This is a genomic window from Sphingomonas crocodyli (assembly GCF_004005865.1).
Taxonomy (GTDB): Bacteria; Pseudomonadota; Alphaproteobacteria; order Sphingomonadales; family Sphingomonadaceae; genus Rhizorhabdus; species Rhizorhabdus crocodyli.
On record NZ_SACN01000001.1, the window covers coordinates 2,008,869 to 2,031,521 of the forward strand.

24 protein-coding genes are annotated in these 22,653 nt (G+C 65.4%); 14 read left to right on the forward strand and 10 right to left on the reverse strand.

Going from position 1 to position 22,653, the window contains the following annotated elements; translation table 11 throughout:
• The first annotated feature begins 160 nt into the window (after positions 1 to 160).
• Positions 161 to 1,309, forward strand: coding sequence for a site-specific DNA-methyltransferase (locus EOD43_RS09655; protein WP_127744696.1), 1,149 nt, complete (start codon positions 161 to 163; stop codon positions 1,307 to 1,309).
• An 18-nt stretch (positions 1,310 to 1,327) separates the two neighbouring features.
• The gene (folP, locus tag EOD43_RS09660; protein ID WP_127743263.1) at positions 1,328 to 2,413 is read left to right on the forward strand and encodes a dihydropteroate synthase; all 1,086 of its coding nucleotides are present in this window, start codon (positions 1,328 to 1,330) and stop codon (positions 2,411 to 2,413) included.
• A 128-nt stretch (positions 2,414 to 2,541) separates the two neighbouring features.
• On the opposite strand, the gene EOD43_RS09665 is transcribed toward folP, so the two are convergent.
• Positions 2,542 to 3,975 carry a sigma-54-dependent transcriptional regulator gene (locus EOD43_RS09665; RefSeq protein ID WP_276318186.1) on the reverse strand — a complete coding sequence of 478 codons (1,434 nt, stop codon included), beginning with the start codon at positions 3,973 to 3,975 and terminating at the stop codon, positions 2,542 to 2,544.
• Between the two features lie 171 nt (positions 3,976 to 4,146).
• Between EOD43_RS09665 and EOD43_RS09670 the strand changes: the two genes are divergently transcribed.
• Genes EOD43_RS09670 through EOD43_RS09685 form a run of 4 tightly spaced genes read left to right on the forward strand, consistent with a single transcriptional unit; the run spans position 4,147 to position 7,169 of the window.
• Positions 4,147 to 4,284, forward strand: coding sequence for an aa3-type cytochrome c oxidase subunit IV (locus EOD43_RS09670; RefSeq protein ID WP_127743265.1), 138 nt, complete (start codon positions 4,147 to 4,149; stop codon positions 4,282 to 4,284).
• 6 nt (positions 4,285 to 4,290) lie between these two features.
• On the forward strand, positions 4,291 to 5,412 hold the full coding sequence (locus tag EOD43_RS09675) for an NAD(P) transhydrogenase subunit alpha (protein ID WP_127743266.1): 1,122 nt from the start codon (positions 4,291 to 4,293) through the stop codon (positions 5,410 to 5,412).
• A 23-nt stretch (positions 5,413 to 5,435) separates the two neighbouring features.
• Positions 5,436 to 5,723, forward strand: a complete 288-nt coding sequence (locus EOD43_RS09680; protein ID WP_127743267.1) for an NAD(P) transhydrogenase subunit alpha part 2 — start codon at positions 5,436 to 5,438, stop codon at positions 5,721 to 5,723.
• A 27-nt stretch (positions 5,724 to 5,750) separates the two neighbouring features.
• On the forward strand, positions 5,751 to 7,169 hold the full coding sequence (locus tag EOD43_RS09685; protein WP_127743268.1) for an NAD(P)(+) transhydrogenase (Re/Si-specific) subunit beta: 1,419 nt from the start codon (positions 5,751 to 5,753) through the stop codon (positions 7,167 to 7,169).
• A gap of 67 nt (positions 7,170 to 7,236) precedes the next feature.
• Here the strand turns inward: EOD43_RS09685 and EOD43_RS09690 are convergent, their stop codons facing one another.
• A complete protein-coding gene (locus EOD43_RS09690; RefSeq protein WP_127743269.1) occupies positions 7,237 to 8,001 on the reverse strand; it encodes a class I SAM-dependent methyltransferase in 765 nt (254 codons plus the stop codon).
• The gene (locus tag EOD43_RS09695; RefSeq protein WP_206363512.1) at positions 7,998 to 9,557 is read right to left on the reverse strand and encodes a phospholipase D-like domain-containing protein; all 1,560 of its coding nucleotides are present in this window, start codon (positions 9,555 to 9,557) and stop codon (positions 7,998 to 8,000) included. Before EOD43_RS09695 ends, EOD43_RS09690 begins: the two co-directional genes overlap by 4 nt.
• Positions 9,558 to 9,726: 169 nt before the next feature.
• On the opposite strand from EOD43_RS09695, the gene EOD43_RS09700 reads away from it, so the two are divergent.
• Together EOD43_RS09700 and EOD43_RS09705 are read left to right on the forward strand one after the other, a co-directional pair.
• Entirely contained in the window at positions 9,727 to 10,281 is a 555-nt protein-coding gene (locus tag EOD43_RS09700; RefSeq protein ID WP_127743271.1) for a biliverdin-producing heme oxygenase, read from the forward strand.
• 11 nt (positions 10,282 to 10,292) lie between these two features.
• On the forward strand, positions 10,293 to 12,842 hold the full coding sequence (locus EOD43_RS09705; RefSeq protein WP_127743272.1) for an HWE histidine kinase domain-containing protein: 2,550 nt from the start codon (positions 10,293 to 10,295) through the stop codon (positions 12,840 to 12,842).
• Between the two features lie 56 nt (positions 12,843 to 12,898).
• Here the strand turns inward: EOD43_RS09705 and EOD43_RS09710 are convergent, their stop codons facing one another.
• The 3 genes from EOD43_RS09710 to EOD43_RS09720 form a co-directional block, all read right to left on the reverse strand.
• Positions 12,899 to 13,078 (reverse strand): CsbD family protein, encoded by a 180-nt coding sequence (locus EOD43_RS09710; protein ID WP_127743273.1) that lies wholly within the window; start codon positions 13,076 to 13,078, stop codon positions 12,899 to 12,901.
• A gap of 82 nt (positions 13,079 to 13,160) precedes the next feature.
• On the reverse strand, positions 13,161 to 13,949 hold the full coding sequence (locus tag EOD43_RS09715) for a response regulator (RefSeq protein WP_127743274.1): 789 nt from the start codon (positions 13,947 to 13,949) through the stop codon (positions 13,161 to 13,163).
• Between the two features lie 59 nt (positions 13,950 to 14,008).
• A complete protein-coding gene (locus EOD43_RS09720; protein WP_127743275.1) occupies positions 14,009 to 14,752 on the reverse strand; it encodes a Crp/Fnr family transcriptional regulator in 744 nt (247 codons plus the stop codon).
• Between the two features lie 150 nt (positions 14,753 to 14,902).
• Here EOD43_RS09720 and EOD43_RS09725 point away from each other — a divergent pair, with 150 nt between their 5' ends.
• Genes EOD43_RS09725 through mmsB form a run of 4 tightly spaced genes read left to right on the forward strand, consistent with a single transcriptional unit; the run spans position 14,903 to position 18,151 of the window.
• Positions 14,903 to 15,328 (forward strand): hypothetical protein, encoded by a 426-nt coding sequence (locus tag EOD43_RS09725; RefSeq protein WP_127743276.1) that lies wholly within the window; start codon positions 14,903 to 14,905, stop codon positions 15,326 to 15,328.
• Positions 15,325 to 16,470: an acyl-CoA dehydrogenase family protein gene (locus tag EOD43_RS09730; RefSeq protein WP_127743278.1), complete on the forward strand. Its 1,146-nt coding sequence runs from the start codon at positions 15,325 to 15,327 to the stop codon at positions 16,468 to 16,470. The genes EOD43_RS09725 and EOD43_RS09730 overlap by 4 nt, the downstream gene beginning before the upstream one ends.
• Positions 16,471 to 16,481: 11 nt before the next feature.
• A complete protein-coding gene (locus EOD43_RS09735) occupies positions 16,482 to 17,258 on the forward strand; it encodes an enoyl-CoA hydratase-related protein (protein WP_127743280.1) in 777 nt (258 codons plus the stop codon).
• A 2-nt stretch (positions 17,259 to 17,260) separates the two neighbouring features.
• Positions 17,261 to 18,151: a 3-hydroxyisobutyrate dehydrogenase gene (gene mmsB / locus EOD43_RS09740; protein ID WP_240653133.1), complete on the forward strand. Its 891-nt coding sequence runs from the start codon at positions 17,261 to 17,263 to the stop codon at positions 18,149 to 18,151.
• Positions 18,152 to 18,307: 156 nt separating this feature from the next.
• On the opposite strand, the gene EOD43_RS09745 is transcribed toward mmsB, so the two are convergent.
• Positions 18,308 to 18,535: a hypothetical protein gene (locus EOD43_RS09745; RefSeq protein ID WP_127743282.1), complete on the reverse strand. Its 228-nt coding sequence runs from the start codon at positions 18,533 to 18,535 to the stop codon at positions 18,308 to 18,310.
• 112 nt (positions 18,536 to 18,647) lie between these two features.
• On the opposite strand from EOD43_RS09745, the gene trxB reads away from it, so the two are divergent.
• Entirely contained in the window at positions 18,648 to 19,613 is a 966-nt protein-coding gene (trxB, locus tag EOD43_RS09750; RefSeq protein ID WP_127743284.1) for a thioredoxin-disulfide reductase, read from the forward strand.
• Between the two features lie 314 nt (positions 19,614 to 19,927).
• Here trxB and EOD43_RS09755 read toward each other — a convergent pair whose 3' ends face one another.
• On the reverse strand, positions 19,928 to 20,206 hold the full coding sequence (locus EOD43_RS09755; RefSeq protein ID WP_127743286.1) for an acyl carrier protein: 279 nt from the start codon (positions 20,204 to 20,206) through the stop codon (positions 19,928 to 19,930).
• Positions 20,207 to 20,317: 111 nt separating this feature from the next.
• Here EOD43_RS09755 and guaA point away from each other — a divergent pair, with 111 nt between their 5' ends.
• Positions 20,318 to 21,916 (forward strand): glutamine-hydrolyzing GMP synthase, encoded by a 1,599-nt coding sequence (gene guaA / locus EOD43_RS09760; RefSeq protein ID WP_127743288.1) that lies wholly within the window; start codon positions 20,318 to 20,320, stop codon positions 21,914 to 21,916.
• On the opposite strand, the gene EOD43_RS09765 is transcribed toward guaA, so the two are convergent.
• Both EOD43_RS09765 and EOD43_RS09770 read right to left on the reverse strand, forming a co-directional pair.
• Complete coding sequence (locus EOD43_RS09765; protein ID WP_127743290.1) at positions 21,917 to 22,342, reverse strand: type II toxin-antitoxin system VapC family toxin; 426 nt, start codon at positions 22,340 to 22,342, stop codon at positions 21,917 to 21,919.
• Positions 22,342 to 22,584, reverse strand: a complete 243-nt coding sequence (locus EOD43_RS09770; protein ID WP_127743292.1) for a type II toxin-antitoxin system Phd/YefM family antitoxin — start codon at positions 22,582 to 22,584, stop codon at positions 22,342 to 22,344. The genes EOD43_RS09765 and EOD43_RS09770 overlap by 1 nt, the downstream gene beginning before the upstream one ends.
• Between the last annotated feature and the right edge of the window lie 69 nt (positions 22,585 to 22,653).

Consider the following 22,653-nt stretch of genomic DNA (forward strand, 5'->3'; position numbering starts at 1 on the left):
AGGGGTTGAGTCTCCGCCGTGGCGCGAGACTCAACATACGGTGCCGGACTCTTTTCGTTCTCTTTTTGATTCAGAATCTCCGCGAATCGGTACAAGTGATTGTTCTTGACCGAAGAGTCGCGACGATTCACCTATGCGCCATCAGATCGGGGGAACACCAATGGGCGTAATGGAAAAGATCAAGGCGGGGAGCGCGCGCGCGGCCACCCGCGCCAAGGCGAAGCCGGATGACCGCTTCCTGCCGCTCAACGCGATCCTGCGTGGCGATTGCATCGCCGAAATGGCGAAGCTGCCCGATCGTTCGGTCGACATGATCTTCGCCGATCCGCCGTACAATCTGCAGCTGGGCGGCGATCTGTTCCGTCCCGACGGCAGCCAGGTCGATGCGGTCGACGACGATTGGGACAAGTTCGATACGTTCGCGGCCTATGATCGCTTCACCCGCGCATGGCTGAAGGAAGCGCGCCGTATCCTGAAGGATGACGGCACGATCTGGGTGATCGGCAGCTATCACAACATCTTCCGCGTCGGCACCGCGCTGCAGGACGAGGGCTTCTGGATCCTGAACGACATCGTGTGGCGCAAGTCGAACCCGATGCCGAACTTCAAGGGCACCCGCTTCACCAATGCGCACGAGACTTTGATCTGGTGTTCGAAGGCGGAGAAGGCGAAATATACCTTCAACTATCGCACGATGAAGGCGCTGAACGACGACATCCAGATGCGCAGCGACTGGTCGCTGCCGATCTGTTCGGGCGGTGAGCGGCTGAAGGGCGACGACGGGCATAAGGCGCATCCGACGCAGAAGCCGGAATCGCTGCTTTATCGTGTGATGCTGGCCTGCACCGAGCCGGGCGATCTGGTGCTCGATCCCTTCTTCGGCACCGGCACGACGGGCGCGGTCGCGCGCCGCCTGCGCCGCCGCTGGATCGGCATCGAGCGTGAGGACAAATATATCAAGGTCGCCGAGGCGCGGATCGAAGCGACCCTGCCGCTGGACGAGAGCATGATGCTGTCGATCCCCGAAAAGAAGGCGACCCCGCGCGTGGCCTTCGGCCTGCTGGTCGAAAGCGGGCTGATCCCGGCGGGCACCGTGCTGACCGACGCCAAGCGCCGCTGGAAGGCGACGGTGCGCGCCGATGCGATGATCGCGACCGCGGACGGCACCGCCGCCTCGATCCACGGCCTGGGCGCAAAGCTCCAGAACGCGCCTTCCTGTAACGGGTGGAGCTTCTGGCACATCGAAGGCCCCGACGGCCTCGAACCGATCGACGCGGTCCGCCAGCGTCACCTCGCCGCGGGCGAATGAAATCGCTAAAGGGCGGGGATGGCCATCTATCTCCGCCCCGCCGCCTTCGTCGATGCGCCATTCGGGCGCGATGGACAGGTGGCGCGGCTCGCCGGCGGGCTGCTGTGGTTCTCCGCTTATGAAGTGATCCGCGCCGAAGGCGGCCGGCGGATTGCCGAGCAACTGGTGCCGGTCAATGGCATCGATCGCTTTGTCGACGCCTTATCTCCGGCCGAAGCCGACATGGCCCGCCGGACGATCGCGCGCATCACGGCGCCGCGCCCGCCGGTAATGCTCGGCGAACGCGTGCTGCGGTTCGATCAGCCGCAGGTGATGGGGATTTTGAACATCACCCCCGATAGCTTCTCGGACGGCGGGAAGAATGTCGATCCGGTCGCGGCGGGCGTCGCGATGGGCGAGGCGGGGGCGGCGATCGTCGATGTCGGCGGCGAATCCACCCGTCCGGGCGCGCAGCCGGTGTGGGAAGGCGATGAGATTGCGCGGGTGCGGCCGGTGGTCGCGGGGCTCGCCAAGGCGGGCGCGATCGTGTCGATCGATACGCGCAAGGCGGCGGTGATGGAGGCGTCGCTGGGGCAGGGCGCGCACATCGTCAACGATGTGTCGGCTTTGCTGTGGGATCCCTTGTCGGCGCCGCTGCTGGCCGGGCGCGATTGCCCGGTCGTGCTGATGCACCATCAGGGCGATCCCCAGACGATGCAGGAGCGGCCGACCTATGGCGACGTCCTGATCGAGGTTTATGACTGGCTGGAGGCGCGGATCGCGGCGGCCGAGGCGGCGGGGATCGCGCGCAGCCGGATCATCGTCGATCCGGGCATCGGCTTCGGCAAGTCGCTGCGCCACAATCTCGCGCTGCTCAACGGGCTGGCGCTGTTCCACGGCCTCGGCTGCCCGCTGCTGTTGGGGGCAAGCCGCAAGCGGATGATCGGGGCGCTGTCGAACGAGGCGCCGGTGGAGAAAAGGCTGGGCGGCTCGGTCGCGCTGGCGCTGCACGGCGCGGGGCTGGGCGCGCAGATCGTGCGCGTGCATGATGTTGCGGAGACGGTGCAGGCGCTGCGCGTCTGGCGCGGGATGCGCGACGAGGCGCTGACGCCGCCTATCCCTTGAATCCTCCCCCGCCAGGGGGAGGTGTCAGCTTTAGCTGACGGAGGGGGAGGGCGGCGACTAACGGGAGGCTTCGTGTCCTCCCCCTCCGTCGCCTTCGGCGCCACCTCCCCCTGGCGGGGGAGGATTATTCAGGCGCTGATCCCGAGTTCCGCCAGTTTCCGATACAGCGTCGAGCGGCCGATGCCGAGGCGGCGGGCGACTTCGGTCATGCGCCCGTCATAGCGGTGGATCGCGAGGCGGATCATGTCGGCCTCGATCGCTTCGATCGATCGGACATGGCCGTCGGCGGCGAAGGGGTCGATGATCGAGGGGCCGGGTTCGCGCGCGTCGATCGCAGGCATGTCGGCGATTGCGATGGCGGGGCCGGTCGCGGTCGAGCGGGCGAGGTGCGGGAAATCGGCGCGGGTGAGCGTCCCTGTGCGGCAGAAGATCGCCGCGCGGAACAGCACGTTGTGCAACTGGCGGACATTGCCCGGCCAGTCGAACGCGCCGAGCAGGTCGAGCGCGCCCTTGTCGATACCCAGCCGGCTCGCGCCCAGCTGCTCGGCGATCCGGGTCAGCAGGCCGCAGGCGAGCGCAGGCAGATCCTCGATCCGGTCGCGCAGCGGCGGCATCGTCAGCTGGACGACGGCAAGGCGGTAGAACAGGTCTTCGCGGAAGCGCCCCTGCGACACGGCCTGCGCCAGTTTCGAATTGGTCGCCGCGATCACGCGGACCGAAACGTTGCGCGGCATGCGCGCGCCGATCGGCTGAATCTCGCCCGATTGCAGCACGCGCAGCAGCTTGACCTGCGCGTCGAGCGGCAGATCGCCGATTTCGTCGAGGAAGATCGTGCCGCCATCGGCGATCGCGAACTTGCCCAGGCGACGTTCGAAGGCGCCGGTGAAGGCGCCGCGCTCATGCCCGAACAGTTCGGATTCGACGAGGTTGGCGGGGATTGCGCCGCAATTGACGGTGACGAGCGGCTGCGCGCCCAGCGGGCTCGCGCGGTGGATCGCCTGCGCGAGCACCTCCTTGCCGACGCCGCTTTCACCTTCGATCAGGACGGGGGCGGGGGTGGGCGCGACGCGCATCGCGCTTTCGACGAGATCGCGGAAGCAGGGCGCGCTGCCGATCATCGACGCGAAGTCGAGGCTGGCTTGCGGCTTTTCGGCGAGCGGGCGGAGTTCGCCGTCGACGCCGCGGGTGGTGGCGTGGTCTAGGGCGGCGAGCAGGCGATCGGGGGCGATCGGCTTGATCACGAAATCGCTCGCGCCGGCGCGGATCGCGCTGATCGCCAGACGGGCGCTGTCCTGCGCGGTCATCACGACAACGGGCAGATGCGGCCAGTGGCGGCGCATCTGGGCGATGGCGCCTGCAGTGTCGGCGTCGGGCGACCACACGTCCATCAGGACGGCGTCGATCCGCTCGCGCCCGCTGTCGGCGATCCTGAGAGCGGCGTTTACGTCGGGCGCGCGCGAGACGCGCCAGTTCGCCCGACCCGCCATTGCGGCGATCAGGCTACCCTGCGCTGGCTGATCGTCGATCAGCAGCAGCCCCCGTGCGGGAGCAGTTTTGGCCAAAGTCCCCATGACGCCGAAACGCCTAACCCCATACCCCTTGAGCTTTGGTTAAGCCGAAATCCGCCATTCCGAAAATGCACTACTGACCAGAAACCTTTCACTTGAGGCGATCGCTGCGCATGGTTAGAAGGCGCCCGGCATACGAAACGACCACAAATTACGGGGGACATCATGGCCGACAAGGGCGCTCCGATGGATTATAAGGCCCATAACCGCACTTTTTCGGGGTTTGTTACCCTGATTAAGGTGGGGACCATTGCCAGCTCGCTGGTCGGTCTGCTCGTCGTCATCCTCATCGCGCCGAAGTAAGCTCGGATGAAGATCGCGGTCCTCAAGGAGGGCGCGCCCGGCGAAACGCGCGTTTCGGCAACCCCGGAGACGGTGAAGAAGTTCATCGCCCTCGGTGCCGAAATGGCGGTCGAGGCCGGCGCGGGTGAGCATGCGTCGATTGCCGACGCGGATTACAGCAATGCGGGCGCCAAGGTCGGCGACCGGGCGGCGACGCTGGCGGGCGCGGACATCGTGTTCGGCATCCAGGGTCCGGATCCGGAAAGCCTGGGCGGTGCCAAGCCGGGCGCATGGATCGTCGCCAGCCTGAACCCGTTCGGGGATCGGCCGAAGGTCGATGCCTATGCGGCCAAGGGCTATGAAGCGCTGGCGATGGAGTTCATGCCGCGCATCACGCGTGCGCAGTCGATGGATATCCTGTCGTCGCAGTCGAACCTGGCGGGCTACAAGGCCGTTCTGGTCGCGGCGAACGAATATGGCCGCGCCTTCCCGATGATGATGACCGCGGCGGGCACGGTTTCGGCCGCCAAGGCGTTCGTGATGGGTGTCGGCGTTGCGGGGCTTCAGGCGATCGCGACCGCGCGCCGCCTGGGTGCGCAGGTTTCGGCGACCGACGTGCGCTCTGCGACCAAGGAGCAGATCCAGTCGCTCGGCGCCAAGCCGATCTTCGTCGAGAGCGTCAAGGGCATCGAAGGCGAAGGTTCGGGCGGTTACGCGACCGAGATGAGCGAAGAATATCAGAAGGCGCAGGCCGAACTGGTGTCGTCGCACATCGCCAAGCAGGACATCGTGATCACGACCGCACTGATTCCGGGCCGGCCCGCGCCGCGCCTGATCAGCGACGCGCAGATCGCGACGATGCGCGCGGGTTCGGTGATCGTCGACATGGCGGCCGAAAGCGGCGGCAACGTGGAAGGCGTCGTGGCGGGCGAAACCGTCGTCAAGCACGGCGTCAAGATCGTCGGTGCGAAGAACATGGCGGGCCTGCTCGCCGCCGACAGCTCGGCTCTGTTCTCGCGCAACCTGTTCAACTTCCTGTCCGCCTTCTGGGACAAGGAAAAGAACGCGCCGGTGCTCGACGAGGAAATCGGCGACGCGATCCGGCTGACCAAGGACGGCAAGGTCGTCAACGCGCGGCTCAACGGCTGATCGCAGGGTTAAGGGGACACCATATGGATTTCATCTCGATCCTGTCGATCTTCGTGATGGCCTGCTTCGTCGGCTATTACGTCGTCTGGTCGGTTACGCCGGCGCTGCACACGCCGCTGATGGCGGTGACCAACGCCATTTCGTCGGTGATCATCGTCGGCGCGCTGGTGGCCAGCGCCGCCGCGGGCAGCGTCATCGCGAAATATCTGGGCCTGGGCGCGGTCGTGATGGCCAGCGTCAACATCTTCGGCGGCTTCGCGGTCACCGAACGGATGCTCGCCATGTACAAGAAAAAAGAGAAGAAGGGCTGAGGCCCGGTGACTTTGGGGGACCAATAAATGCACGAAGTCGCCGCTGCACCCGCCTGGGTAAGCCTCGCCTACCTCGTTTCCGGGGTACTCTTCATCCTCGCGCTGCGTGGGCTTTCCAGCCCCGCCAGCTCGCGCCGTGGCAACCGCTTCGGCATGGCCGGCATGCTGATCGCGGTCGTCACGACCCTGGTCACGCATGAAATCGCGTCGCTGCCCGAAATCCTGATCGCGATCGCCATTGGCGGCGTGATCGGTTTCGTGACCGCGAAGAAAATCGCGATGACGGACATGCCGCAGCTCGTGGCCGCCTTCCACTCGCTGGTCGGCCTCGCGGCGGTTCTGGTCGCGATCGCGGCCTATATGAATCCGGAGGCGTTCCACGTCCTCGACGCGACGGGCACTGACATCCTGCAGGTCAGCCGGATCGAAATGGGCCTGGGCGTCGCGATCGGTGCGATCACCTTCTCGGGTTCGGTCATCGCCTTCCTGAAGCTGAACGGCAACATGGGCGGCAAGCCGATCATGCTGCCGGGCCGCCACATCATCAATCTCGGCACGCTCGCCGCGATCGTCGTGCTGGTCGGCCTGTTCCACCTGAACACGCCCGAACTGTTCATCGCGATCGTGGTGCTCAGCTTCATCATCGGCTTCCTGCTGATCATCCCGATCGGCGGCGCGGATATGCCGGTGGTCGTGTCGATGCTGAACAGCTATTCGGGCTGGGCGGCTGCCGCGATGGGTTTCACGCTGCACAACACGGCGATGATCATCACCGGCGCGCTGGTCGGCTCGTCGGGCGCGATCCTCAGCTACATCATGTGCCGCGCGATGAACCGCAGCTTCATCAGCGTTATCGCGGGTGGCTTCGGCGCCGACGATGCCGGTTCGGGTGGTGGCGAGGCCAAGGAACAGCGCCCCTGGAAGCGCGGTTCGGCCGAAGACGCAGCCTTCCTGATGGGGCAGGCCGAACAGGTCGTCATCGTTCCGGGTTACGGCATGGCCGTCAGCCAGGCGCAGCACGTCCTGCGCGAAATGGGCGATCTGCTGAAGGCCGAGGGCGTCAAGGTGAAGTATGCGATCCACCCCGTTGCGGGTCGTATGCCGGGCCATATGAACGTGCTGCTCGCCGAAGCGAACGTGCCTTATGACGAGGTGTTCGAGCTGGAGGACATCAACAGCGAATTCTCGCAGACCGACGTCGCCTTCGTCATCGGCGCCAACGACGTGACCAACCCGGCGGCGAAGACCGACAAGACCTCGCCGATCTACGGCATGCCGATCCTCGACGTCGCCAACGCTAAGACCGTGCTGTTCGTGAAGCGCTCGATGGGCGGTGTCGGCTATGCCGGCGTCGACAACGACGTCTTCTACATGGACAACACCATGATGCTTCTGGGCGACGCCAAGAAGATGGTCGAGGAAATCGTGAAGTCGATGGCGCACTAAGCCAGCGATTTCATAACCAACGCAAAGGAGCGGTCCGACCCGATGGGGTCGGGCCGCTTCTTGCGTTTCAGGGCTTGCGCAGCAGCAGTTCGATATAGGGCGCGACCCAGCCGGGGCTGCGGGCCAGAGCCGCGATGGCGCGATTGATCGGCGACAGGCGACCGTGGATCGCCCGGCGGGCCGCAACCCAATGATCGCCGCTGGCATCGACGAACCGCCCGCGCACCGCCTTCGCCAAGGCGATCGGGCCGAGGCCCCTCTGCTCGCCCGGCAGGATCGCGCGCGGCAGCCAGTTGATCCCCCAGCGGCGGCTGTGCAGCTCGATCGGCGACAGCCGGCTTGCGGTGCCGCAGATCAGCAGATGACCGCCCGGCCGCAACAGCCGGTGAAACTCCCCGATTACCTGCGGCAACCAATCGGCGGGCACATATTCCAGCACGCTGTTGGCGAGGATCAGGTCATAGCCGCCGTCGGGCAGCGGGATCGTGCGTGTATTGGGGACATGGAGCGTGGTCGCTGCATCGAAGCCGTGCCGGTCGAGATTGGCACGCGCGACCGCGATCGTCGCGGCGTCGATGTCGATCGCGGTCAACCGCGCGCCCAGCGCCGCCAGCACCACCGCCGATCCGCCGACATTACAGCCGAATTCGAGCACGTCCTTGCCCGCCAGATCGAGGCCATAGGCCTGGATCAGCGGGCGCAGATGATCCCACTCATAATCGGCATAGCCTTCGACCCAGCGGTTCTCCGGCTTCATGTCCGCCGCCCGCGCCGCATCCTCGAAGCGCTGCTGGGCGGGGGAGGATCGGTCGGGAGCAGGGCGATCGGTCATTGCATCCGGTCTATGAGCTTTCGCAGCTTGCGACGCCAGCGTCCGCGATTGCGCTCGCGACGCTGACGGCGGCGTTCGCGCAGATCGTTCCACAATTCACGCGTACCCCGGCGCAGGAACCCGCGGAACAGCCCGCGCCCCGACAGCGGCTCGAACCTCTCATCGACCGATTCCGGATCGAGCAGCCCGCTCGCGCCGAATGCGGCGGTCGCGTCGCTGATCTCGGGCGGATCGAAGGGGATCAGCGTCTTGCCGTGTCCGCGCAGCGCGTCGATCGTCGCGATCAACGACTTGCTGTGGCTGCATCCCTCGGCCACCGCCTCGCGCGTCGTGCCCAGATGTTCGGCCATCAGCGTCTCGCGCAGATGGCGGATCGCCGGATCGACATCGGGGCATTCGGTCGCGATGTCGCATTCGCTGTCGAGGCCCATCGACCGGTTGTTCATATTCGACGACCCCACCCGCAGGATGCGATCATCGACGATCATCAGCTTCGAATGGACGTAGATCGGTTTCCCGGCCGCGGTGACGGGGGTGTATATCTGGAAGCGATCATATTTGTCCGCCTCGATCAGCGCCTGCATCAGTTCGGCGCGCGCGCTGCCCATCGCCGCTTCCTGCAGCCAGCCGTCGGCGCTCTCCGGGTTGACGATCACGATCTCGGGCCCGTGCTTCTCGCCCAGCCGCTTCGCCATCGCCTCGGCCACGCTGCGCGACGCGAAATATTGGTTGTCGGCGTAGATGAAGTGCTTCGCCGCCGCGATCATGTCGACATAGAGCGCCTCGATCTCGCGCGTCTCGGCGGTCTTCTCGGTCTTGGGTACGGTGCGCGAGACCGCGATGCCGCGATCCTCCATCAACACGCCGAGCCGCTCGGGCCACGGCGCCGCATGCGGTGTGGGGGCGGGCAGGTGACGTCTAGTTCCCAGATGCCAGCGTTCGCGCGCCAGTTCGCCCAGCGCCTTCGCGGCCGCCCCGTCCACCGCCGTCGCGGTATCGTGCCACGCCATATAGGCGCTGCCGCCGGGCAGCCTGCGATAGGGCTGGTCGTCCAGATGTTCGGGCGTGTCCCAGCGATCGGACGTCATGTCGATCCCGCCGCAAAAGGCGATGCTGTCGTCGATCACGACGATCTTCTGATGATGGGTCGCGCCGATGGGCTGGCTGCTGTCGAAGCGTATCTCGACATTGCGCGTCATCCGCCAGCGGGCGAGCTGGAAGATCGCCTTGCCGCCGCGCACCACCATCTTGAAGAAACCCATGTTCCAGATGAGCAGGTGGATGCGCAGTTCGGGCCGCCGCTTCACCAGCCAGGGGATGAAGTCGGCCAGGCAGTTCGGCGTCTCGCCATCCTCCTCGGTGGGGTCGAGCAGGATGCGCGGATCCACGTCCCAGCCCACCAGCAATATCTGTTCCTTCGCGCCCATCATCGCGTCGCGAACAACGCGAAAGTAATCGGCCGCGTCGACGATCACCGACAGGCGATCGGCCTGTTCGATACGCCAGCAATTCTCGCCGGGGCGGAGCAGGCTGGGCTGGGTGGAATCGCCGGTCATCGGCACCCTTATCGTCGTCACGCTATCCGTCGTCACGTCATGCATAGTCGCCGTCGAACGCGGTGGGGATCGTTTCGTTTCCGGTCCGCGCGGCTAATCTGCGTCATTTGCGCAGGCGTCGGGTCTGTGCCATGCCCGGTCGCCCGAACGGCGCCCCGGAAGGATTATCTTGCCTGACATCGATACCGCCCCGTCGCTTCGCGATCTGCTGCGCAGCGCCACGCGCATCGCGCATGACCGTGTCGATGCCCTGTTCGGAAGCTGCGATCTGGCGACCCCCGAAGGCTATACCCGTTTCCTGACGGCGCAGGCGGCGGCGTGGGAAACGCTGGCGCCCGTTCTCGATGCGCCGTCGCAGGCGCGGCTCGCCGGGGTGCGCGCCGATCTCGATAGACTGGGCGTGCCACGGCCGGCGAAGGTGGAGGGTGTCGAGACGCCCGACGCCGGGTCGCTGGGCATGCGCTACGTCCTCGAAGGATCGCGGCTCGGATCGACCGTATTGCTGCGCGATCTGGCGGAGCGTGCGCCCGATCTGATCGAAAGTGCGGGGGCCTATTTTACGGCATCGAGCGATCTGAGTTCGTGGAAGGCACTGTCCACTATTCTACAGTCGCACCCGCGTAACGATGCTAGCGACACGACTGTCCTCGCCGACGCCACGGCGACGTTTGACCTGTTCGAGCGTGCCTTCCATGCGACGGCGCGCTCCGTGGCGCACGATTGAGGTAAGTTCTCTTGAGTGATTTCGAGCAGCAGCCAGACCTGACGGTCTGCGATCGTGAACCCATCCACCTTCTCGGTCTTGTCCAGAGCTTCGGTTTCCTGATCGCGGTCAGCGCCGACTGGCTGGTCAGCCGCTATTCGGCCAATCTGGCAGACCATATCGGCGCGCCGGGCGAAGATCCGGTTGGCAAGCCGCTCGACCAGCTGTTTTCCGAACAGGCCGTCCACGATATCCGCAACCGCATCGCCTATCTGCAGGGCGAGGACAGCGTCGAACGCCTGCTGCGTATCAAGCTGCGCGACGACCTGCCCGAATATGACATCGCGCTGCACTTCATGCGCAGCCTGATCGTTATCGAAGGCGAGCCGAGCGGCCCGGCGGGGCATGAGGATATCGGCATCACCGTCCGATCGATGCTGATGCGCCAGTCGAGCTCCAGCTCGATGCAGAACTTCTTCCTCAGCGGCGTGCGGCAGATCCGCGCGATCACCGGCTATGATCGCGTGATGCTCTATCGCTTCGATCAGGATGAGGCGGGCGAGGTGGTCGCCGAAGCGGTCGCGCCGCGCCGCGAATCCTTCCTGGGTCTCCATTATCCGGCGACCGACATTCCGCGGCAGGCACGCGCGCTCTATCGTCGCAACTTCCTGCGCCTGATCGCCGATATCGACGATCGCGGCGCGCCGGTGCTGCCCGAACTCGATCTGCAGGGGCAGCCGCTCGATCTGTCGATGTCGGTGCTGCGCTCGGTCTCGCCGGTCCATGTCGAATATCTGCGCAACATGGGCGTGCGCGCCTCGCTGTCGATCTCGATCATGGCCGAGGGCAAATTGTGGGGGCTGATCGCCTGCCACCATTATTCCACGCTGCGCCCGACGCTGGAGCAGCGGACGGCCGCCGAACTGTTCGGGCGCATGTTCTCGATGATGCTGGAATCGCGCGAGCGGGCCGAAGCGTCGGAATATGAACAAAGGTCGCGTGCGATCACCGATCGGCTGATGGCGGTTCTGGCGCAGGACGCCGATCTGCTGAGCAATCCGGAATGGATCGCCGATACGATCTCCTCCGCCATTCCGAACGACGGAGTCGGCGTCTATCTCGACGGGCGGATCGCGCTGTCGGGCATGGCGCCGGACGAGGGGCAGTTCCGTACCCTGATCCGCGATCTCGGGCGCGGGGCGGCCTCCGCGATCGTCGCCAGCGACAATCTGTCGAAGCTGCATCCGCCGGCCGCCGATTATTCGGAGCGCGCGGCGGGGATGATCGCGATCCCGATCTCGCGAAGCCCCCGCGATTATGTCGTCCTGTTCCGTGGCGAAAAGATCAAGACGGTGCGCTGGGCGGGCGATCCGCAAAAGGCACTGGAGGAGGATGCCGAGGGCATTCGCCTGTCGCCGCGCAAGAGCTTCGAGGCGTGGCGCCAGCTGGTCCAGGGCGTCAGCGAACCCTTCACCGCGCCCGAACGGCGCGTGGCGGAGGCGGTGCGCACCTCGCTGCTCGAGGTGATCCTGCTGCTGTCCGAAGGCCGCCAGACCGATCAGGTGCGGGCGCGCGAACGGCAGGAATTGCTGATCGCCGAGCTCAACCACCGCGTTCGCAACATCCTCAGCCTCGTGCGTAGCCTCATTTCGCGCACGCAGGGGGCGACCGACACCTATGAGGATTTCGTCACCACGCTCGAAGGGCGGGTGCAGGCGATCGCGCGCGCGCATGATCAGCTGACGACCAAGCAATGGGGCGCGGTGGAGATCGAGCCACTCGTTCGCGCGGAGGCTGCGGCCTATGTTGGCGGCAAGGAAGATCGCATCCGGATTTCGGGGCCGGAAGTCTCGCTCGATCCGGTGGCGTTCAACACCTTCGCGCTCGTCCTCCACGAACTGATCACCAACGCCGCCAAATATGGCGCGCTGGGCGATCATGGCACGGTCGAGCTGCGCTGGGGCGTCGATGTCGAGGGCGATCTGCTCGTCATGTGGCGCGAAAGCGGTGGGCCGCCGGTGCAGGCGCCGATGCGCAAGGGCTTCGGAACGACGATCATCGAACGGTCGATCGAATATGATCTGGGTGGCCGTTCGCGCGTCGACTACAAGCTTACCGGGTTCGAGGCCGAGTTCATGATCCCGTCGCGCTATGTGACGGTTGGGACGGGGACGCTCAACGCGCTCAAGGCGACCGATGTCGGCAAGGCCGTCACGAAGGTCGATGATTTCCCCAAGACGGTGCTGCTGGTCGAAGACAGCATGCTGATCGCGCTTGATATCGAAGATACGCTGCGCCGTCTGGGCGCCGAAACCGTCGTCAGCGCGGGTTCGGTGCGTCTGGCGCGCGAGGCGATTGCCGACGGCGTGCCCGATTTCGCGGTTCTCGACATCAATCTGGGCGCGGAGACCAGCATTCCCGTCGCGGAAGAACTGGCCGAACTGGGCGTGCCCTTCGTGTTCGCCAGCGGTTATGGCGAACAGAGCCAGCTTGGCGATCGCTTCGGCAATGTGCCGGTCGTGGCGAAGCCCTATGGCCCCGCCGAGGTCGCGGCGGCGCTGGCGACCTTGCGGGCGCGGTAGGCAAAGAAAAGGGCCGCCCCGACGGGACGGCCCTTCCTGTCCAACCGATCGGGCGATCAGACGCGGTTGATCGCGCCCTTAACTTCGCCCTTGGCCTTCTGCAGGTCGCCCTTGGCTTCCTGCGCATCGCCTTCGGCGCGGATGTCGGGGCGGTCCATCGCGTCGCCGATCGCGCGCTTGGCCTTGCCGATGGCTTCGTTCGTGTGGCCCTTGGCTTTGTCCATCATCTCGCCCATGCTCTATCTCCGTATCTGCGAAAGCCTGTAAGCTTTCTTGTAGAACTCATTGATAGAACGCCCGAAACTGCAATCGGTTGCATTAGGCCGGCACGGTCGCGTCGTCGAAGAACAAAGCCTGCGCGATGGCGGCTTTCACCGTCGAACGCTGGAACGGCTTGGTGATCAGGAAGGCGGGTTCGGGCCGGTCGCCGGTCAGCAGCCGCTCCGGAAACGCCGTGATGAAAATGGTAGGGACGCGGAAGTCGGTCAGGATGTCCTTCACCGCCTCGATCCCGCAACTGTCGTCGGCCAGTTGAACATCGGCGAGCACCAAAGTCGGCCGGTGGGCGCGCGCGGCGGCGACCGCCTCGCTATGCGTCGTCGCGATGGCGCAGACGTCATGGCCCAGGTCGCTGACCATCTGTTCGATGTCCATCGCGATGATCGGTTCATCCTCGATGATCAGCACGCGCGCATGGGTCTGCCGCTCGATTTCGGCCACCGCGTCGGCGACGAGGGTTTCGACCTCGGCGCGGTCGGTATCCATCAGATAGGCGGCGTCTTCCGACGTGAAGCCTTCCATCTCGGTCAGCAGCAGCGCCTGGCGCGGGCGCGGGGTGATCCGCGCGAGCCGGCGGTGCGCGATGGCCTCGTCGCCCTCGGCCTCGCCCGCCATCGCATCGGCGCCCTGATCCTCCCAGATGTCGAGGAAAGCGGCATAGAGGCCGAGGCGCGGATCGACATCGGTCGGGAACGACGCCTGATCGGCGACGATCGCCGCCAGCGTCTGCTTCACCAGCCGATCGCCGATCGTCTGGCTGCCGCTCAGCGCGCGCGCATAGCGGCGCAGGAAGGGGAGGTGGTAGGCGAGATCCTGGCCAAGAGACACGCGGGCAAAGCTCCTGCAACAATCGTGGTGAGAACGCGGGCTGGCGGGCTTGGTTGCGACTATTTCGCCACCGCGCATTGATCGGGCGGATAGACGCCGGCGAGCACCGCTTCGAAATGGTGGCGGATCCGATCGTTGCAGTCGCAGGAAGCCGCGCGCAGCCGCTCCGGATCGGCGATCAGGATCCGGCGGCGACGCGAACCCAATATGCCCTTGGCATTCAGCTGCCGCAGTGAGCGGTTGATGAAGCTGCGCCCGACACCCAGCATCTCGCCCAGCTGTTCCTGCGTGATCGTGATCTCGTCCGATCCGATCCGGTCGCGCGTGGCGAGCAGCCAGCGGCCGAGCCGCTGCACGATCGTGTGCGACGCGTTGCACGCGGCCGATTGGAACAACTGCGCCACCAGGCAGTCCGAATAGCGCGCGAGCCAGTCGGTCAGCGTCGCCGATTGCAGCCGCGCGGTGTTGAGCGCGTTGATGTGGATGCGCAGGAATTGCCCGCCGAACTGGACATGGGCGCGCGCATAAGCCGGGATGCGACCGTGCGAGATGATCCCGCCGATCGCGCCTTCATTGCCCACCAGCGCGCTGTCGACCATGTGGTTATGATCGGCCGCGACCACATAGGACGCGGCGGCGGACCCCAAAGGGAACCACGCCTGCGTCACATCGGCGCCGGCTTCCTGCAGCAGGCGGCCTGCGGGATGATCCTGCAGCGTGAAGGACGGCAGGAGCAAATCGAGGTCGTGCGGCTTCAGCGCCGCCAGCAATCTGTTTCGTTTGGCCGTATCGATATCGATCATGGGCAACTCCAAAAAAGATGGAGAGCCGAACGCTCGTTTCGGAGAAGTGTTCACGAAAACACACAGTCGAAAAATAAAGTTTGATATCCGGAACGAAACACTAGCGTATCGGTTTAAGCGGCTTCACGCGCGGATGGTTCCCACGGCCGCATGCATCCCAATATTCGCCGCATCGTCTTCGCGATCATCTTGATCGTCTGGCTGGTTTCACTGGCGCAGCCCGTCGCGGTCACGCAGCGGGGCACGCCTTATGATGGCTTCGCGATCGGGTTCATCGGGCCGCTGGGCATGCTGATCGGCCATTTCGGATGGTGGGCGAACCTGTGGCTGCCGGTCGCCGTGATTCGGGGCTGGCGCGGATCGGCGCAGCGGACGAAGCGGCCGGCGATCGACCTGACGATCGGCATCGTCCTGCTGCTATTGACGATCAACAGTCTGTTCTGGAAGGATATTCTAACCGATGCCGGGTCCGATCCGATCGTCCGATACGGGATCGGCTATCATCTTTGGCTTGCCGCCGTCGCAGGGGCCGGTATCGCGACCCTATATGAGAGGATAAGGCGCAAAGCCCCATGACCGACCAGTTCGACCTGACCGAAGACCAGCGCGCGATCCAGGAGATGGCGCGCCGTTTCACCGCCGATGCAATCACCCCCTTCGCTGCCGAATGGGACGAAAAGCATCATTTCCCCCGCGATGTCGTAAAGGCTGCGGCCGAACTCGGCTTTGCCTCGATCTACGTGTCCGAAGACAGCGGGGGCATCGGCCTCGGCCGGCTCGATGCGGCGTTGATCATGGAGGCGATGGCCTATGGCTGCCCGTCGACCAGCGCGTTCATTTCGATCCACAACATGGCGTCTTGGATGATCGATCGCTTCGGCACGCCCGAGCTCAAGGCGAAATATCTGCCGAACATGGTGACGGGCGACGTGCTCGCTTCCTACTGCCTGACCGAGCCGGGATCGGGCTCCGACGCCGCCGCGCTCAAGACGAAGGCGGTGCGGGATGGCGACGACTATCTCGTCACCGGATCGAAGGCGTTCATTTCCGGCGGCGGATCGAACGAGCTGTACGTCACGATGGTCCGCACCGGCGATGCGGGGCCGAACGGCATCTCCTGCCTCGTCATCGAAAAGGACATGCCCGGCGTCAGCTTCGGCGCGAACGAGCGCAAGCTGGGCTGGCGATCGCAGCCGACCGCGCAGGTCAATTTCGACAATGTCCGCGTCCCCGCATCCAACCGCGTCGGCGCGGAGGGGGAGGGGTTCCGCATCGCGATGTCGGGGCTTGATGGCGGCCGGCTCAACATCGGCGCCTGCTCGCTGGGCGGCGCGCAACGCTGCCTCGACGAGGCGATCGCCTACACCAAGCAGCGCCAGCAATTCGGCAAGGCCATCGCCGATTTCCAGAACACACAGTTCACGCTGGCCGACATGGCGACCGAACTCGAGGCGGCGCGCGCCTTGCTCTATTCCGCCGCTGCCAAGGTGACGGCGGGTGCGCCCGACAAGACCCGCTTCGCCGCGATGGCCAAGCGTTTCGCCACCGACACCGGCTCCTCGGTCGTCGATCGCGCGCTGCAGCTGCACGGCGGCTATGGCTATTTGCAGGACTATCCGATCGAGCGCTTCTGGCGCGATCTGCGCGTCCATCGCATCCTCGAAGGCACCAACGAGATCATGCGCGTGATCACCGCGCGCGAACTGCTCCGCCAATAGAAGGGCCAGACATGAGCTACGAAACCATCCTCGTCGAACAGCGCGACGCCGTCACCCTGATCACGCTCAACCGGCCGCAGGCGCTGAACGCGCTTAACACGCAGGTTCTTGCCGATCTGACGCAAGCCTTCCGTGCCTATGACGCCGACCCGAGCCAGCGTTGCGCGGTCCTGACCGGCAGCGAGAAGGCGTTCGCCGCAGGCGCGGACATCAAGCAGATGGTCGAAAAGGACGCGGCCGACTTCTTCCTCGAGGATTTCTTCTCGGGTTGGCAGACGGGCGTGGTCGCAACGCGCAAGCCGTGGATCGCGGCGGTCGCGGGCTTCGCGCTGGGCGGCGGTTGCGAACTCGCGATGATGGCCGATTTCATCATCGCCGCCGACACCGCCAAGTTCGGCCAGCCCGAAATCAAGCTGGGCGTCGCCCCCGGCATGGGCGGATCGCAGCGTCTGACCCGCGCGGTCGGCAAGGCGGTGGCGATGGAAATGTGCCTGACCGGCCGGATGATGGACGCGACCGAAGCGAAGCAGGGCGGCCTTGTCGCCCGCGTCGTGCCCGCCGCCGATCTGCTGGAGGATGCGCTCAAGACCGCCGCGACGATCGCATCGATGCCGCCGATGGCCGCGATGATCAACAAGGAGATGGTCAATCTCGCCTTCGAAACCCCGCTCAATCAGGCGCTGACCACCGAACGCCGCCTGTTCCAGATCCTGACCGCGACCGAGGACAAGGTCGAAGGCATGACCGCCTTCGTCGAAAAGCGTCCCGGCGTCTGGAAGGGGCGCTGATCATGGCGACGATCGGCTTCATCGGTCTCGGCAATATGGGGGGCGGCATGGCCGCGAACCTTGCCAAGGCCGGGCATGACGTGCGCGCCTTCGATCTGTCGGCCGAGGCGCTCGATCGCACCAAGGCCGCCGGGTGCCTGCCCGTCGGTTCGGCCGCCGAGGCTGCAAAGGAAGCCGAGTTCGTCGTGACGATGCTGCCCGCGGGCAAGCATGTGCAGTCGGTCTATGAAGGCGAATTGTTCGATGCGGTGCCGGCCTCCGCGCTGCTGATCGATTGTTCGACGATCGACGTCGCGACCGCCAAGGCCGTGGGCGCATCGGCGGGCGCAAAGGGGCTGGCGATGGTCGACGCCCCCGTCTCGGGCGGGATCGCGGCGGCCAATGGCGGCACACTGACCTTCATGGTCGGTGGCGCGACCGAGCATTTCGCACGCGCCGAACCGATCCTTGCTTTGATGGGCAAGGCGGTGATCCACGCCGGCGGCCTCGGCTCCGGACAGGCGGCCAAGATCGCGAACAACATGCTGCTGGGCGCGACGATGATCGCGACGTGCGAGGCGTTCACGCTCGCGGCCAAGCTCGGCCTCGATCTCCAGACCTTTTACGACATCTCATCGCAGGCGAGCGGGCAGAGCTGGTCGATGACCAGCTATTGTCCGGTTCCCGGCGTCGGCCCGGAAACGCCCGCCGATCGCGGCTATGAAGGCGGCTTCGCCTCCGCTTTGATGCTCAAGGATCTGAAGCTCGCCATCGGCGCGGCGCAGGATGCCGGCGCTTCGGTGCCGATGGGCGCGAATGCCGAGGCGCTCTATCAGGCCTTCGCCAATCTCGGCGGCGCATCGAAGGACTTTTCGGCGATCATCAAGCTGCTCGACGGCAGCTGGAGCGCCTGAACCTCCCCACTCGTCATTGCGAGAAGCCGAAGGCGACGAAGCAATCCAGGCCCGCACGAGAGTGGGGTCGCGAGCCTCTCCCATGCGGGCCTGGATTGCTTCGCTACGCTCGCAATGACGAGGTGGGGAGAGCAGGGCGGCTCCCCATTTGCGGCCTCACCGCCCCCGCAGCGTCGCCGTCACATGATCGACGGTGGTGCGGAAATGATCGCGCAGCTTGTTGTCCGCCGCGCGCTCGATCGCGGCCTTCAGCACCGGGCTGTCCTTGAATTCCGGCCATGTCATGCCGACGCCGACGGCGACAAGGCACGTCATCAGCGCGAATTTGATCGGCGTGCGACGACGCGGCTTGTCGATGCTGAGGCGGATGGGGCGATAGTCCATATAGGCCGCCCTAAAGCGATTATACTAAAGTCGAGTAAAGGCGCGCCGGTTGCCAAGCGCCCCTGCGACTTCCTATCTGCCAGACAAGATTCGCACAGGAGCATTTGACGATATGGCCGCCACGCATTCCACCCGCATGCTTGTCCTCGGTTCGGGGCCGGCGGGGCTTTCGGCGGCGATCTACGGCGCGCGCGCGGGGCTTGCGCCGATCGTGGTGCAGGGCATCCAGCCCGGCGGCCAGCTGACGATCACCACCGACGTCGAAAACTATCCCGGCTTTCGCGACGTGATCCAGGGCCCGTGGCTGATGCAGGAAATGCAGGCGCAGGCCGAACATGTCGGCGCAACGATGGTGTGGGACACGATCGTCGATGTCGACCTGTCCGAGCGCCCGTTCCGCCTGAAGGGCGATGGCGGCGCGCTCTATGTCTGCGACACTTTGGTGATCGCCACGGGCGCGCAGGCCAAATGGCTCGGCATTCCGGGCGAGCAGGAACTGGGCGGCAAGGGCGTTTCGGCCTGCGCCACCTGCGACGGCTTCTTCTATCGCGGCAAGAAGGTGGCGGTGATCGGCGGCGGTAACACCGCGGTCGAAGAGGCGCTGTATCTGACCAACCACAGCCAGGACGTGACCCTGATCCATCGCCGCGACAGCCTGCGCGCCGAAAAGATCCTGCAGGATCGCCTGTTCAAGCATCCGAACGTCAACGTGCTGTGGAACAAGGAAACCGTGCGCTTCATCGGCGGCGACGATCCCTCGCAGGGCCTCGTCGGCATCGAACTGCGCGACACGCAGACGGGCGAGCTTTCGGTGCTCGCCACCGACGGCGGCTTCGTCGCGATCGGTCACCATCCGTCGACCGAGCTGTTCCGTGGCCACCTCGCGCTCGACAGCGACGGCTATCTGATCGTGGAGAAGGGCGGCACGAAGACGAACGTGCCCGGCGTGTTCGGCTGCGGCGACGTTGCCGACAAGATCTACCGCCAGGCCGTCACCGCCGCCGGCACCGGCTGCATGGCCGCGCTCGACGCCGAACGTTTCCTGGCCGAGACCGATTTCGAGGTTGAACCGGCCTGAGGCTGTACATTCCCGTCATCCCGGCGGAGGCCGGGATCTCAGCGAGCATCCAGGCGTAAGCTAGCCGAACGAACATCCAGAGATCCCGGCTTCCGCCGGGATGACGATATGCTTGACAAATGGGAACAAAAGAAGTACATAAGCTGCCGTAACGCGCTCGCGCATTACTCTTTCTCAGGGTGAGACGGCACGCACTCAGTTGCGAGTGATAATCAAACTCACTCCGCAGAGCCTGTTCCCGCGATGACGTAGTGACAACTTTGACAACTTTCGACCCAGCGTGACGCTGCGAATCGGGTCGAAAGGAGAGGCGGTCAGGCCGCGACTTTCGCCTCGGCAAAGCTCACCAGCGCGCCGAAGCTCTCGAGCATTTCGCCGTCGACCTCATCGTCGTCGATGATGATGCCCAGCCGATCCTCAAGTTCGGTCAGCAGGCCGGCGACCGCCATCGAATCGAGTTCGGGCAGCGATCCGAACAGCTGGGTGTCGGCATCGAAGGCGGCGACGCGGGCGGGATCGAGGCCCAGCACGTCGGCGAGCACGGCGCGCACCACATCTTCGGTTGCGCCAGGATCGTTCACGGTCACCGTCATTCCTTGAAAAGCGTCCGAAAAAGTCGCGCCCGACTAGACCCATCGATTGCATACGGCAAGATGCGCCAGCGCATACTGGACAGGACGGGCTCACGCATTTATCGGCCCCCCATGACAGCCCAGCTCCCCGCGGTTCCGTCTGGCCCCACCGCCGGCCAGCCTCATGAATCCATCCTGATCGTCGATTTCGGCAGTCAGGTGACCCAGCTGATCGCACGCCGCGTGCGCGAAGCGGGCGTCTATAGCGAGATCGCACCCTTCACCCAGGCCGAGGCCGCGTTCGAACGGCTCCAGCCGAAGGGCATCATCCTGTCGGGCGGCCCCGCATCGGTCGCCGATATCGGCAGCCCCCGCGCCCCGCAGGCCTTTTTCGAGGCGGGCATTCCCATCCTCGGCATCTGCTATGGCCAGCAGACGATGTGCGCGCAGCTCGGCGGTTCGGTGACGCCGGGGCATGACAGTCGCGAGTTCGGCCGCGCCTTCATTGAGGTGACCGGCCGATCGGCGCTGTTCGATGGGCTGTGGAAGGAAGGCGAGAGCCATCAGGTCTGGATGAGCCACGGCGACAAGGTCGACGCGCTCCCGCCCGGCTTCTCCCCGATCGCGGTGTCGGAGGGCGCCCCCTTCGCGGTCACCTCGGACGAAAAGCGCCGCTTCTACGGCGTCCAGTTCCACCCCGAAGTCGTCCACACCCCCGATGGCGCCAAGCTGATCGCCAACTTCGCCCGCCACGTCTGCGGCCTTACCGGCGACTGGACGATGGCCGAGTTCCGCGCGACCAAGATCGCCGAGATCCGCCAGCAGGTCGGCTCCGGCCGCGTGATCTGCGGTCTTTCGGGCGGCGTCGACAGCGCGGTCGCCGCCGTGCTGATCCATGAGGCGATCGGCGATCAGCTGACCTGCGTGTTCGTCGATCACGGCCTGATGCGCATGGGCGAGGCCGATCAGGTCGTCGGCCTGTTCCGCGAGCATTACGGCATCCCGCTGGTCCATGTGAACGCCGAGACGCTGTTCCTCAACGGCCTGGCCGGCGTCAGCGATCCGGAGGCCAAGCGCAAGTTCATCGGCAAGACCTTCATCGAAGTGTTCGAAGCCGAAGCGAAGAAGATCGGCGGCGCCGACTTCCTGGCGCAGGGCACGCTCTATCCGGACGTGATCGAAAGCGTCAGCTTCACCGGCGGGCCTTCGGTGACGATCAAGAGCCACCACAATGTCGGTGGCCTGCCCGAACGCATGAACATGAAGCTGGTCGAGCCGCTGCGCGAGCTGTTCAAGGACGAGGTCCGCGAACTGGGCCGCGAGCTGGGCCTGCCCGACATCTTCGTCGGCCGCCACCCGTTCCCCGGGCCGGGCCTCGCGATCCGCATTCCGGGCGAAGTGAACAAGGAGCGGTGCGACATCCTGCGCAAGGCCGACGCCATCTACCTCGACGAGATCCGCCGCGCGGGCCTCTATGACGCGATCTGGCAGGCGTTCGCTGTGCTGCTGCCCGTCCGCACCGTCGGCGTGATGGGCGATCACCGCACCTATGACAGCGTCTGTGCGCTGCGTGCCGTCACCTCCACCGACGGCATGACCGCCGACATCTACCCCTTCGACGCCGCCTTCCTCGCCCGCTGCGCGACCCGCATCGTCAACGAGGTGCAGGGCATCAACCGCGTCGTTTACGACTACACCTCGAAGCCGCCCGGCACGATCGAGTGGGAGTGATCAGCCAAGCAAGCGCGTAGGCACGCCCAGTGCGGGGCCGGCGTCCGCAAGCCGTTGGTCGAGCGTGTGGACCGTGGCGCCGTGATCCGATGCGATGGCAAGATGCAGCGCGTCGCCCGCGCGAAGCCCGAGCATGTGCTGATCCACGAACTTCGTCGCCGCCCTGAAATGCGCGCCGGTAACGGGCAGAACGGTCAGGCTGTCGGCGACCAGCTTGTGGAAAGCGGCCAGCGCAGCGGCCCTGTGCTCAAGCTCGATCTGCCGGGTCCGCAGCTTGATGGCGAAGGCGGAGGATGTCTCCGTCATGGTCCAGTCGCTGATCAGAAGCTCGGCCGGATCCTGTTGCGCCAGCCATGCCTGAACGCGTGGCGTCGCCGCTTCATTGGAAAGCGCCGCAACGATCAGCGACGTGTCGATATAGAGCATCAGTAACGATCGCCATCCCGCATCGCGCGTACCAGCTTTGCAGCACCATCGTCCTGCACAGGCATGGTGGCCGTGAGCGATTGGAGCAGGGCGACGTCGATCGCCTTGCGGGGTTTGTCCACCGAGGTGAGGCGAGCTACTGGCTTGCCCCGTCGGGTGATGTCGATCGAATCCCCTGCCTCGACACGATCGACGAGTTCGCTCAGATGGGCCTTGGCATCCGCCAGATTGATCGCGTCCATATCACGGTCCTGACTATCTATCTGGTCATATAGCGCGAGCAGTGCGATCTTGCCAGTGCAGACGCAGTG